The organism is Candidatus Neomarinimicrobiota bacterium (assembly GCA_036476315.1).
Lineage (GTDB): Bacteria > Fidelibacterota > Marinisomatia > Marinisomatales > S15-B10 > JAZGBI01.
Map to the genome: position 1 here is coordinate 1 of JAZGBI010000021.1, position 13,346 is coordinate 13,346.

Sequence of the window (13,346 nt, forward strand, 5' to 3'; positions counted from 1 at the left end):
ACCAATCCCCAGGCGTATTTTTCTTCTCTTTTTGTCATTACTAATTCTGTCATTTTTCCCGATTTACCTGCAGCTGAATATGTCGGTTCAGATCAGACAGGCCTTCTTCCACATTCTTAACCCGGTAAATCACGATAGCATGCCAGGCCTTGGAGATCCTATCGAAGATTTCCTGCAAGTACAATGATTGGTCCAAACCTACAATATAGGGTATATGCTCCGCAAAAATCTTCATCCACGAATTGTGTGCAAAGAAATCCACAAACAGTGTATCGCTCAAGAGGTTCTTTCTCAAGGGCATCTATTGAGTCACTTGCATAAAAAGATAATCATTTTGTTTAGAAGTCATAAACTTAATGAATTCCCAGCAGTCGTCCGGATACTGAGTATCGCTGAAGATAACAATATTCTTTGTGTCCCCGTACGTGTAAGGCAGCATGCCTTCTTCGGGGACTGGAATGGGAGTATAACCCCATTCAAATCCTTCAGGAGCAAACCGTTCATAATGTGAGTTTGACCATGGGCCTGTAATATGAAATATCAGTCGACCCATCAAGAAAATATCTTCTTTGAACAAGCTAATTGGCATAAGATCTTTCCTGTATCCTTCACGAAAGAATTCAAACACGCGCTGTCCAGCAGAAGAATTAAGGAAAACCTCTTTCTCAGGGGAGATAAAAGTCCTTCCCTGACTGGCGGAAACGTAGAAGGTGTAAAAATCGAAGTAGCGTTGCCACCATAACGGCGTGATGTTGGGATCAAGCATCCAGATCTGTTTCACTCCGGTGTCGGCAAGGCGCTGGCTTAGTTTTTCTCCGATTTGATAGAAGTCCTCGTATGTTCTCGGTAGATCACACTCCAGGAAGTCGTTAAGAAGCTCTTTATTGTACGCCATCAAAAGTGGATTTCCTTTCCAGGGAAACTGGTAGAATCTCCCATCGGAAGAGATAAACTGTTTGATAAGACTTTCGGGCAATCGTTCATCAACATAATCACTGAAATCGGGAAAAGAGTTGAAGGGGAGTATCACGCCCGCTTCACGATATTGTTCAACGGCCCCTGGCCACATGTTGGAATAGATATCGGGCGTTGTTTTGCCGACAACAGCTGCCAGGATTACTTCCTCACTGGACTGTCCTTCAGGAACAGGCTGAAGTCGAACCGTGCGGTGACTGGTGTCGGCATTCCATAGATTCACCACCTGTCTGGCAAATTCCACCTCGAAAATATTGGAGGCACACCAATACTCGATGTCATCTCCACCACGATCTCTACTGCAGCCTACCAATAAGAGCAAGGTGAGAAGAAGTGGTGGGTAACGTCTCATTGCACAGGCAAAACTATGGACTATCTTGAAAAGAATGCGATATGTTGGCTGGAAGGTCCATAATCTTAAGAACAGCATAAATCTTTGAACCTCTCCTAATCGATCAAGACCAGCGTAAAGGTAATCAGTTCTTATGTAAGACTGTCCAAATGATCTATACTTTGCCCCTCTTCCAGGGTAAATCCTTCCTCCGCAGACCATTCAAACCCGGCATAAACGCTTTCTGTATTGTTAATCGGATGGAACGCATCGATTGCCATGGTAAGTCTATTTGCCCTGGCATCATAAATGTAAGAATATCGTATGAAACGACAAAATGCATGTTTATGGGAAGCGGCCAAACTTTCGGCCTTATACTCCCCCATGATTCATTCTATCATTATTGCCTTCAATGAGCGGAATCGTGTCGTGATAAATGATAAGATCACTGGCGTCCATTTTCATTGAGGCCAAAAACTGGTGATGGCAGCAACCCGATGTTATGTAATTCCTCTTATTGGGGTCAATGATAGCATAGAATCTGGCGAAACTAACAGAAAAAAGGTTCTCTGAATCCCATTCGGCATTCTTATGAATTTTGTCTCTATGGGGAAAACGAAAACTTCGTTCCAACAACATGACTGTGTAGCCATCGATCCGATCGTAGGTTGCTTTTAAGACGGTAAAAGAATGCAATGGCGAAAGCTCCTCTGACGGGAACAGTCATTCCAATGTCGGCCCGGTTCTGGACAAGGTTTTTTTCCATAAAATCATAGAAAAACTCATTAGCAAGAAAGGCATTGCACTGGCATCCAAACGCAACAACTTTTCTGCGGAGCAGAAGCTTTTCCCGCCATCTCCATTTGGTCAGATCCTTGAACCGGCGATATTCCATCCGCGTGTTCACACCGAAAGTAAATCCCTTGTAACCAGAAGCGGCTTTCGCAATGAACTCCAGTCTCCACTCTGGCTTCCAACCGGATTCATTTCGATCCAATTCATGCTTAACATTTGCTTCGATACTCCAATAATCATTTGATCGGAGCAAGATCCCCGACGCGTAGTTGTGTAACCCCAGATCTCGTGAATTGGCGATCCAGCGCTGCTCAGATTTAACATGATACGAGAATTGTGGTGAGATGATTCGAACAAATCTAAGTTCATTCCAGTAACGCCAGTCGCTCTGACCGAAAGCTGAATAAGGGAGACTTGCCCACAGAATGGACATTGTCAACAGACGTCTTAGCCTGGATAATTCATCAGCATTATTCTGATATTGCTTATGTAAAAGAATAATAAACACTTGTACCAGATTAATATTCATTCTGATGAATTATCCACCAAAGGGTCCCGATAAGTCGGGATGAAAACTCATGAATAGATCAGGTTAGTTGGAAAGATGCCATCTTTTATCTAATGTCGGGCGACTCAATCGGGGGAAATCACGAGGAACCCATTTGAACACTGTTTCAAGAAACGGTAGGTTAGCGCAAAAGGGCCATTTTCCGGGTCTGGGTGAAATCACCAATCCTGATCTGATACAGGTAAACGCCACCACTCCCCATCTCCCCCCGATCATCGGTCCCATCCCATGTTACTGACTTATACCCCGGCTGCTCCATTCCCTGAACAAGAGTTCTTACCACTCTTCCAAGAATATCATAGATCGTGAGTACTACCTCAGATCGCTCCGGTAAGTCATACTGCAACGTTGTCACAGGGTTGAAGGGATTGGGGTGGTTCTGGTGTAAGGCAAAAACTCCAGGAATAAGGTCAGTTCTCTCCACGCTGACCCCACTACCGTCGATAGTGAGCGTGAAAGGCCCATTACCCCCTTCCCTCTTCACGATCCCATCTGAGGCCACAACCGTCCAGGTCCCGGTTACGATCTCAACTCCGGCCGAGTACATAACATTCTTGATCTGGTAATAGGGAACTTTCCTTGTGTTAATTGTTGACTCACCAAAGTTGAATATCGACAGTCCCTCCGTTAAGACAAAGCTATATGTTACCGGATATCCGGACTCCTCCCATGCAAAGTAAAGGGTATCCGTCCAGAAATTATCCTGGGTAATTTCGATAGTCGTACTGTCATAGGGGAATATCAGATCGAACGGCTCAGCAGGTTGACTTGCCCGTTCCATACGGTAAATCTTACCATTGAACGTACAGATGTAGAGTTCATTGTCTTTGTCCACACCAAATGATGTAACTGACCAGGGACCCATCTGGAAAAGCTCACTGCTCGTAGGAGGATCGATCCCATTGTAGTCCAATGACCAGACGGTCCCAAACTCAAAGTCACCATAAATGTATTTACCATACAAGGAAGGAATCTGGGATCCGCGATAAACAAACCCACCAATGATGGCCTCGCCCAAGCTTCGGCCATACTCCCAGACGGGCATGGTCAGTCCCGTCGTGTCACATCCTGTCGGTGAAGACGAGGGCCTGTACCGGTCATAGCAATGGGCTCCTTCGACAATATCCCAGCCGTAATTCTGCCCTGCCACGACAATATCTATTTCCTCGTACCTTACGTGCCCCACATCTCCCAACCAGATCGACCCCGTAATGGCATCGAAACTGAATCTCCAAGGATTCCGGAACCCGTAGGCAAAGATCTCCCTACCCATGGAACTATCAGCAAAAGGATTGTCTTCCGGAATGCCATAGTTGTAATCCCCCTGGGGATTATCAACGTCTATTCTCAGGAGAGCACCGAGTAGTGTTTCCAGGTTCTGTCCATTGCCCCCAAGACCTCCGTCACCCATGCCAATGTAGAAGTAGCCGTCCGGACCAAATATGATCTGACCGCCGTTGTGGTGCTCAAGAGGCTGTTGAATGCGAATAATCGTCACTTCACTTTCAGCATCTGCAGAGTTCTGGTCGTTATCACTCACGCTAAAACGAGAGACGATCGTGTACATACTATCTTCATTACCTGGGCGGACATTTGTGTAGTTCACGTAAAAGTATCCGTTGTTCATATGATCTGGGTGAAAGGCCAGTCCGAGAAGCCCTGCCTCCGGTGCCGCATCAAAGACACTGTCTCTGATGTCCAAGAAAACCTTCTTTTCCATGACATTCGGATCATTTTCAAACACGTAAATCATACCTGACTTCTCTACCACAAAGAGTCTATTCGATCCATCAGGAGGATGTTGCAAGTCGAGTGGTTTTTGAAAGTTCAGATTAGGGAAAGCAAGCTCGACTTGAACTTGTGAAATTGACGCGGAAGGCACCAGAAGTGGAATAGTCGCAAGCAATATGTGGTGCCTGATTCGCCAAACACCGGTGGACCTGATCAGTCTCAAGATACCGCCTTTCGATTTTGGCTCAAGAAACTCACTTAACCTCCTCCGGAGGTATGCGATGGCTCAGAGAGTTCGGCTCGATCAAACCCAATGAGAACCTCGTCATCAACCAGAGTTACTGGCGTCGAGAAATTAACGAGAATGGAGTGGATTTGCTCGTCCATTCTTGATGTCAAAAACATCACTAAATATGAATATTTCGACCCAAAATTGTCACACTTGAGTCATTTCGATTTTTCACTTTCGCAGTGATTGCAATAATATCGAGAGTTACTCTGAAAATCCAGGGTACACAAAATTCGCTGGCAAAAACATTATTTGGCCCTGAAGAGAGTTTCAGTTCACTCCTCGTATCAGTAATATAGAAAGAGATTGAGTAGCAAAATCTCAAAAATTGGCGAGAAAATGCGCGGACGGCGCTGACATATCACCCCACACCGGTCTTTTGGGGACTACAATTTCCTGATTTCGTTGGGCGGAGAATTCTGTTGAATACATTGAGCGAACTGCTAGCCCCGGTCTTTGAGTAGGATCACAAGGTCTCCATCATGTGGGGTGAAACAGAATTGTATCCCGAAAACGGTATTATTTGACCTAATCTCACCACCTTCGACACGATTGATGAACTCCCGGAATGGGCTCATTCATGAGAAAAATTTGAGAACTCCTCCAACCTCTTGAACTGTTCTGGGGTATTTCAGGTTCATTTGGTTCAGGTTTGTTTGGTTAGTTGCCAAAGGCTTAGTGTAGATGACACCCCAATTAACATGCTGAAAAGCAGTATATAATATTCGGGATCACCCTGTTGGTCACCGTAAATAAAACCCCTCAATGTTACCGCACATAGCACAGCAAATATGACTGTAGAAAAAGATAGCAGTAGCTGTTTCATTTTCTGTCTCCGATTTAATTGATTGAACTTTGCAGATTTTAATAAAACAAAATCAGAAAATCTTTACAGGAAAGAAGGTGAGAGGGTGGGTGTTACAGTGGCTGGAAGTTATTTGATCAATAGCATCTTGCGGGCCGACAGCTTCAAATATTGTAAAATAGGGCAACACCCCCTAGGGGTTTTTCGCTTCAGGGAGAACTCATTGAAAACCATTAAGCCCAAATCTCAAGCGTATCCCGAAAAAGTGTATCCCAAATTGACTATTATTTGAGCAGGTTTGACTAGCATTGGCAAGATGAACCTCGTCTAGAATATTGCATCTTTGATACTTTTAGATACAAGAAACCCCTCGCGAAGGACGGGTTCTTGTCGGTACTATGCGTGGTTTATTTGGTGGTCGGAGCGGCGCCCCGATTTCATCGGGGGAACCCGCGACAATCGCAAAAGGGTCAGCAGTAGCCGACCCATTGACGTCATCGCGTCGGAGCGGCGGGATTCGAACCCGCGACCCCCTGAACCCCATTCAGGTGCGCTGACCGGGCTGCGCCACGCTCCGAATCACCAGTTTGCAGTCGGCAGTTTGCAGTAGGCAGTCTTACGCATTACGAATTACACATCCCGCCTTCATTTCATTACGGCGGGCAGACACGTATCATTTCTCCAGTTCTCCATGTCTTCTCCCAAGGAGTTCCTACGGAACACTTCTCCGTGTCTTTAATTGTCAATATTCAGTAGTCAATCGGTGTCACGGGTTACCTGACACGAATTACGTATGACTGAGGAGCTCAAGCATCTCTTGAAGCTCTTTCTTTATTGTCTTTATCACATCCCTATACTTTGCTTCAACCAGTGAGCCTTTCGAAGCGACCGACCCGCTGGACTCCAACTTCAACTGGCGACGGGCACCCTCAATAGTATACTTCTCACTGTACAAAAGGTCCTTTATCCTCAGAACTGTGTCAATATCGAACTGCCGGTAAATCCGGTTGCCCGCACGGTTCTTCTGAGGCCGCAAAACAGAGAATTCCGTCTCCCAATATCGTAACACATATTGCTTCAATCCCGTGAGTTCACTGACTTCACTGATAGAATAATATAGTTTCTTGATCTCTGGTTCGGCAGGTGACATACACTTAAAGTTTTACTTGATATTAACAAAATTATCGCCTTGTCACAAGAAATAATTGAGTCTCGCATTTGAACAGAATCTATAAGGAAGGACGGCTAAGAAGGCGGGATCGCAGAGACTTTAGTAGAATAGCAGGGTCGCAAAAGATACAAACCGCTAATTCAGCACGCTTACAGGCGGCCGATAATCGAGGTCAAACGCCTCAGCGACACCCTTGTGGGTGATGTGTCCCTTGCACGTGTTGACCGCCGTCGCAATCTCTCTACGAAGCTCGACGGCACCTGCGAGACCGTTGTTTGCCACGATAAGAAGGTACGGAAGTGTTGAGTTTGTCAATGCCAGAGTTGATGTGATAGGAACGGCACCGGGCATGTTTGGAACACAGTAGTGAATCACACCGTCAACCTCGTAAATCGGAGCTTCGTGACTGGTGGGTTTGCTCGTTTCCACGCACCCACCCTGATCAACGGCCACGTCCACGACGACGGTCCCCTCTTCCATGAGCGAAAGCATATCTTTCGTAACCAGATTCGGGGCCCTTGACCCCACAATAAGGACCGCCCCGACGAGAAGGTCAGTTTTTGGCAGAAGGGATGTAATATTGTGCCGGTTGCTGAAGAGAGTAATCACGTTCTTGGGCATAGTGTCGTCAAGGTACCTGAGACGCTCAAGATTGGTATCGAGAACGTACACCTGTGCTCCAAGACCTGAGGCGATTTTGGCAGCATTCGATCCCACGACTCCACCCCCGAGTACCATCACGGTCGCGGGCTCAACTCCGGGTACGCCTCCCAACAAAACTCCCTTACCGCCCTGCCTAGTTTCCAGGTACTTCGCGCCCTCCTGAACGGCCATTCTCCCAGCCACCTCACTCATGGGCATGAGTAAGGGCAGGGAGCCGTTGGGCAGCTCAAGCGTCTCATATGCCAGGCCAGTTGCTGCGGTGTCGAGAAACCCCTTCGTCAGCTCTTTGGAAGCAGCGAAGTGGAAATAGGTGAACATGATGGCACCTTCCCGAAGAAGCGCAATCTCCCTCTCAGAGGGCTCCTTCACCTTCACGATCATGTCTGATCTGGAGTAAACCGGCTCTATACCGGCACAGATCTCTGCACCGTGAGCTGCATATTCTTCATCGGTGAATCCGCTGCCCACCCCGGCGCTTTGTTCCACCAGGACCGTATGTCCGGCCTCCTTCAATTCGGAAGCACCGTGCGGTGTTACGGAAACTCTTGACTCCTGGAGCTTTATTTCCTTAGGAACGCCGACGATCATCGGGACCCGACTCCCTCCTCGGCTTATTCGAAGAGTGCTTCCTTCCACTTTGAGGGCGAGGCGACCTGGAGAATGATTGTCCCTCCCGTCGTCCATGCGAGTGGGCGTCAAGGCCTTTCGGACGCTCGATGAGTGCTTTCAGGCTTACGTCGAACTTGCCGTAGTCATCAGTCTTGATGACCTTCACCTTGATCTTATCCCCCACGCTCAACTCGTCCTCGACTTTCTCTGTCCGGCTGTGGGAGATCTCGCTGATGTGAAGCAGGCCATCTTTGCCGGGGGAAAACTCCACAAACGCGCCGAAATTGGTGATCCTTTTCACCTCGCCTTCGAAAACCATTCCCACTTCAGGGTCTGTCACCAGAGATTCCACCATCTTCTTTGCCTTGTCACAATTCTCCGGCGAAGGTGATGAAATGACAACCATACCGTCATCGTCCACGTCGATTGCGCACTCCGTTTCGCGTATGATGGAGCGGATGTTCCGGCCTCCCGGACCGATCAATTCGCCAATCTTAGCCGGGTCTATGGCCATATGCAATATTCTTGGAGCGTAGGGGGAAAGGGACTCCCTCGGTTTCTCAATATGCTCTTCCATGATATCGAGTATGTGCAACCGACCTTCCCTAGCCCTTTCGATGGCGGAGCGGATGAGATCGAGAGATATTCCCCCGATTTTGAGGTCAACCTGTAACGAAGTTATCCCCTTGCGCGTGCCAGCCACTTTGAAGTCCATATCTCCGAAGTGGTCCTCATCACCGAGTATATCTGTCATAAGCACCGTTTTACCATCCTGGTTCACCATGCCGATGGAGATACCCGCAACCGCATCCTCCAGGGGAACACCTGCGTCCATAAGAGCGAGGGAACCCGCACAAACCGAGGCCATGGAAGAGGAGCCGTTCGACTCAAGGATATCCGAGACGACACGGACAGTGTAGGGAAAGTCCTCGAAGGAAGGCATTACGTATTTCAACGCCCGCTCCGCCAGATTCCCGTGGCCAACTTCCCTCCTGCTAACGCCGAGATACCGCCGTACCTCTCCAACACTGTAGGGTGGGAAATTGTAATGGAGCATATACTTCTTCTTGAACTCACCGTCGATATCATCCACAAACTGTTCATCCGCCTTTGAACCCAGCGTAACGGTGGCCAGGCTTTGAGTGTCACCCCGGGTAAAGAGGGCACTGCCGTGCGTCCTCGGAAGGATTCCAAGCTGGATTGAGACAGGGCGGACCTTGTTCATGTCCCTCCCATCTATTCGAAGACCGTTTTCCACAATCCTTTTCCTGATCGTTTCCTTGAATTTCTTCGAAATAAGACTCTTGACGGTTCCTGACTGCTCAGGAAACCTCTCTTCGAGATCGTCGATCACTTTATCCGTGAACGAGGCAAGAGCTGACCGCCTTTCACTCTTATCGGTGATGGAAACGAGTTTGTCAATTTTTCCGTCCGTTCGCTTCTCAATTTCGGCTGCAAGATCAGCATCGATTTCAGGTACTTCCGCGGGTCTTTTCTTCACCTCGAGACCCTCAATGAATTCCATCTGAAATTTCGCGATATCTTTTACGGCCTCACGACCATATTCAATGGCAGTAACGATTTGTTCTTCGGATACTTTCTTCCCCTCCCCCTCGATCATGATGATGGATTCCCCGTTTCCGGTGAGTATGAGATCAAGGGTGCTCGATTCGAGCTGGGTGCGGGTGGGATTCAAAACAGGCTTGCCATCGATGATGCCCACCCGAACGGAGGCTACCGGACCGTTCCAGGGAATATCGGAAATCATGAGGGCCACACTGGCTCCGATAGTTCCCAGGATGTCAGCCGGGTTCTCCTGATCCGTTGAGAGGAGACTGATCATGACCTGAGTTTCGCAGAGGAATCCATCAGGAAAAAGAGGCCGGATGGGACGATCGGTCTGTCGGCACGCGAGTATCTCCTTTTCCGAGGGTCGCCCTTCACGCTTAAAAAAGCCTCCAGGGATCTTTCCTCCGGCATACGCTCGCTCGCGGTACTCAACCGAAAGTGGAAAAAAATCTATCCCTTCACGGGGTTCCTGTGCCGCATTGGCAGCCACGAGCACCACCGTATCTCCATAAGTCAGGGTCACAGACCCACTCGATTGTTTGGCCATTAGACCACTCTCCAAAGTGAGCGTCCTTCCAGCCAATTCCATAGATCGTTTTCTCTGTTCCATATCTATTCCGGTATTTCCTTTCTTATTTCCGAATCTTCAGTTCAGCGATAAGTTTCTGATACCCTTCGTAGTCCTTTCTCATCAAGTACTTGAGCAATCTCCTCCGTTTGTTCACCATATTGATTAATCCTCGCCGGGAGTGGTGATCCTTTTTGTGTTGCTGAAAGTGTTCGTTCAAGGTGTTGATTCTCTCCGTGAGCGCAGCAACCTGTACGGCCACCGAGCCCACATCAGATTCACCTGAGCCGAATCTATTCACCAGTTCTTTTTTCTTTTCCTTAGTTAGGGGCATGGTTCCTCCTGCCTGTATTTGCCGACGAGACTAAGACAGAATCGCCTGTCTTTTCTCAGCTGTTCCACCAGCTCCCGTGGGGAATCGAATTTTTTCTCATCTCTGATTCTTTCCAGAAACTGAACTTCAAAGGATTTTCCGTACATATCACCTTCCAAATCGTCAAGAAAGTGTATCTCCATGGAGAATTCGTTCTCTCCGAATGTGGGGCGATAGCCCAGATTGCACATACCGTGCAAGCACCTGTCGTCTATGACGCCTCGTGCAAAATAGACACCCCTTTTCGGCACCAGCTGGGCAGGATCTTTGGCAATGAAATTCGTCGTGGGGAAATTGAGCAGGTGACCCCTGCCTGATCCTTTTACAACAACTGCATCAAACCCGAAAACCCATCCCAATTCGAGCGAGGCCTTCTGAACATTTCCCTGGCGTATGAGGTTTCGGATGTGCGTACTGCTCAGTCTCTCCTCCTGATCTTTGACACTGTCGACGATTTCCACCTCAAAGGAGCCCCGCTTCCCGTATCCTTCGAGAAAAATGCCGTCCCCTTCCCGATCATGACCGAACCGGTGATCGATGCCTATGACGATCTTGACAGGGTGAAAACACGGCACGACCACATCCTCAAGAAACTCCCCGGCAGTCATCTTCGAGAACTCGTGAGTGAACGGAATCACCAAAGCGATGTCCACGTCCAGGTCTTCAAGGAGTCGAAGCTTCTTGTCGATGTCCATTAACAGATGGAATCTTTGTGATGAACGGAGAACTCGTTTCGGGTGAGGATCGAAGGTGATCAACGCCGACTGATTTCCCAGGACACCGGCGGCCGCGACTGTCCGATTGATGACTTCCTGGTGTCCCCGGTGGAGTCCATCATAAGAACCGATGGTGAGAACGGTATTTGTCACCGGCTCAACATCCTCTATTCGGCGGTAGATAACCATTTTTTCGATAGCTCTTCAAGTCCTTTGGATTCTTCGAGCGTAAAATGTCCAACTCTCATGCGCTTCAGAGCAACGAGATGGCCCACAGTTCCCAGGGCTAGAGCGAGGTCCGCCCCCAGCTGCCTTACGTAAGTACCCTTCGAACACGTAACGGAAAAGTCGATAGTATCCTCTGAAAAAGAGTTCAAAGTCAGCGACTTGATCTCAATAGCCACTGGCGCCCTGTCCACTTCAATGTTTTGTCTAGCCAGTTTGTATAGCCGTGTACCTGCTACCTTTTTTGCCGAAAACATCGGGGGTGTCTGCATGACCGTTCTCGTGAAGCTACGAAATACCTCTTTGATGTCCTTTTCGCAAAGTTGAGGCAGCGGCATGCGCGAAATGACTTTCCCATCGCAGTCCAGCGTATCGGTCCCGATGCCCAGCCTCAGACGAGCTTCGTACTCTTTTTCAAGGAGAGCCAAACGACCCAGTTGCTTTGTTCCTTTGCGCCCGATGCCAAGGACCAATACCCCCTGGGCGAAGGGATCAAGGGTACCGGCATGCCCCACCTTTCTCTCCCCGGAAATGGCACGTATCTTTTTCACCACGTCAAATGAAGTCCATCCCCGTGGTTTGTCTACTGTCACGATCATCAGGGCCCGGAACGGTCTTTTTCAATCTCCGCGAGAATCCGGTCGATCCTTTCGACCTCTTCGTAAGTGTCATCGTAATAGAATCTCAATTCAGGGACCGATTTCGCCACAATCTTTCCCCCCACTATTCTTCGGATGTATTTGGCCCGGTCACTGAAGAAACTCTCCACATCACTCTTGGGAATGTTCCGGTTGAGAACGCTGACATACACCTTGGCATGTTTCAGATCGCTTGAGACTTTCACATGAGTCACCGTAATAAGATCGAGATGATTTGCCTGTACTTCCTTGAGGATTATTTCGCTGACGATTCGCTTAAGTTCATGGCCAAAACGGTCAGACCGCGTATAAGGCCGGAATCTCATACGATCTCCAATTTCTCGCCCGTAACCACTACGGGAAAGCGGGACTCCAGAATATCGGAGATCCTGGTGAGTCTCCCGTGAAGGCTCGATGGATCGTTGCTCGCCATTGCAATCTCAAGAGATGACGATTGCCACACATCATGATTTCCAACTTCAGCCACAGAGACTTTGTGGTCTTTCTGGAGAAACTTCTTCACAGGTCGCAGTATGGACCGTTTTTCTTTCAACGAATGTGGACTGAGAAGACGAAGCTCGATCTGCAAAATGCCAACAGCCAACTCTTGAGGCCTTTGTTGCTATGCGAGATGCGGCGTTGCGCGACGGCGGGACTGTCCACGAACTCCAGATGGTGGATGGAGAAGCATAGAATTGGAAAAACTGGAGGTCTCGGCGCTAGGCAAGGATCCTCTTGATTTCCTCAGTTGCATAGGTTTCAATAATGTCGCCAACCTCAAACTTCCTGACCCCTTCAATTCCGATGCCGCATTCCTTTCCTTCCTCGATGGATTTTACGTCGTCCTGAAAATGCTTGAGGGAGGTAATGGAACCTTCAACAACCTTCTCGTCATCATGTACCAACCGGGCCCGGTCCTTTCTGGAAATTACCCCCTCAATCACAGAGCATCCCGCGATGAAGCCGATTTTGGGAACCTTGAAGACTTGTTTCACCTCGGCTTTTCCGAGAATCTTCTCAACAATTTCAGGCTCCAGAAGTCCCTCAAGAGCCAGTTTGATTTCATTGATGGCATCATAGATGACATCATAAAGTCGAATGTCAACACCGTTGTTCTTGGCCAGGAGCTTTGCGTTGGAATTTGCCTCCACATTGAAACCGATGGCAAGGGCACCTGAGGCCGCAGCCAGAAGGATATCCGATTCGGAGATTGATCCTACACCCTTATGAACCACCTCCACCTTCACCTCTTCGTCAGGGAGTCCCGACAGAGCATCCATGAGCACCTCAACCGATCCGTCAACATCCGCCTTGATAACG

Annotated in this window: 14 protein-coding genes and 1 tRNA gene; all 15 read right to left on the reverse strand. The window is 48.4% G+C overall.

Going from position 1 to position 13,346, the window contains the following annotated elements; genetic code table 11:
* Nucleotides 1–49: 49 nt before the first annotated feature.
* Nucleotides 50–301, reverse strand: a complete 252-nt coding sequence (locus V3U24_02410; protein MEE9166303.1) for a hypothetical protein — start codon at nucleotides 299–301, stop codon at nucleotides 50–52.
* Complete coding sequence (locus V3U24_02415; protein MEE9166304.1) at nucleotides 302–1,327, reverse strand: extracellular solute-binding protein; 1,026 nt, start codon at nucleotides 1,325–1,327, stop codon at nucleotides 302–304.
* 131 nt (nucleotides 1,328–1,458) lie between these two features.
* Nucleotides 1,459–1,692, reverse strand: a complete 234-nt coding sequence (locus V3U24_02420) for a hypothetical protein (protein ID MEE9166305.1) — start codon at nucleotides 1,690–1,692, stop codon at nucleotides 1,459–1,461.
* Between the two features lie 218 nt (nucleotides 1,693–1,910).
* A complete protein-coding gene (locus V3U24_02425) occupies nucleotides 1,911–2,630 on the reverse strand; it encodes a DUF2490 domain-containing protein (protein ID MEE9166306.1) in 720 nt (239 codons plus the stop codon).
* A gap of 160 nt (nucleotides 2,631–2,790) precedes the next feature.
* Nucleotides 2,791–4,551, reverse strand: a complete 1,761-nt coding sequence (locus V3U24_02430; protein MEE9166307.1) for a PQQ-dependent sugar dehydrogenase — start codon at nucleotides 4,549–4,551, stop codon at nucleotides 2,791–2,793.
* Nucleotides 4,552–5,996: 1,445 nt separating this feature from the next.
* Nucleotides 5,997–6,071 (reverse strand) — tRNA-Pro (locus tag V3U24_02435).
* 210 nt (nucleotides 6,072–6,281) lie between these two features.
* Nucleotides 6,282–6,644 carry a MerR family transcriptional regulator gene (locus tag V3U24_02440; GenBank protein MEE9166308.1) on the reverse strand — a complete coding sequence of 121 codons (363 nt, stop codon included), beginning with the start codon at nucleotides 6,642–6,644 and terminating at the stop codon, nucleotides 6,282–6,284.
* A 156-nt stretch (nucleotides 6,645–6,800) separates the two neighbouring features.
* Nucleotides 6,801–7,916 (reverse strand): alanine dehydrogenase, encoded by a 1,116-nt coding sequence (gene ald, locus V3U24_02445; GenBank protein MEE9166309.1) that lies wholly within the window; start codon nucleotides 7,914–7,916, stop codon nucleotides 6,801–6,803.
* Nucleotides 7,897–10,116: a polyribonucleotide nucleotidyltransferase gene (locus V3U24_02450; protein MEE9166310.1), complete on the reverse strand. Its 2,220-nt coding sequence runs from the start codon at nucleotides 10,114–10,116 to the stop codon at nucleotides 7,897–7,899. Before V3U24_02450 ends, ald begins: the two co-directional genes overlap by 20 nt.
* Before the next feature lie 22 nt (nucleotides 10,117–10,138).
* Nucleotides 10,139–10,408, reverse strand: a complete 270-nt coding sequence (gene rpsO, locus V3U24_02455) for a 30S ribosomal protein S15 (GenBank protein ID MEE9166311.1) — start codon at nucleotides 10,406–10,408, stop codon at nucleotides 10,139–10,141.
* Nucleotides 10,399–11,352, reverse strand: a complete 954-nt coding sequence (locus V3U24_02460) for a bifunctional riboflavin kinase/FAD synthetase (GenBank protein ID MEE9166312.1) — start codon at nucleotides 11,350–11,352, stop codon at nucleotides 10,399–10,401. Before V3U24_02460 ends, rpsO begins: the two co-directional genes overlap by 10 nt.
* Nucleotides 11,331–11,981: a tRNA pseudouridine(55) synthase TruB gene (gene truB, locus V3U24_02465; GenBank protein ID MEE9166313.1), complete on the reverse strand. Its 651-nt coding sequence runs from the start codon at nucleotides 11,979–11,981 to the stop codon at nucleotides 11,331–11,333. Before truB ends, V3U24_02460 begins: the two co-directional genes overlap by 22 nt.
* A 5-nt stretch (nucleotides 11,982–11,986) precedes the next feature.
* Nucleotides 11,987–12,352, reverse strand: coding sequence for a 30S ribosome-binding factor RbfA (rbfA, locus tag V3U24_02470; protein MEE9166314.1), 366 nt, complete (start codon nucleotides 12,350–12,352; stop codon nucleotides 11,987–11,989).
* Entirely contained in the window at nucleotides 12,349–12,630 is a 282-nt protein-coding gene (locus V3U24_02475) for a DUF503 domain-containing protein (GenBank protein MEE9166315.1), read from the reverse strand. Before V3U24_02475 ends, rbfA begins: the two co-directional genes overlap by 4 nt.
* A 115-nt stretch (nucleotides 12,631–12,745) precedes the next feature.
* Nucleotides 12,746–13,346: EF-Tu/IF-2/RF-3 family GTPase (locus V3U24_02480; GenBank protein ID MEE9166316.1), on the reverse strand; the 601-nt coding region annotated here is incomplete at its 5' end.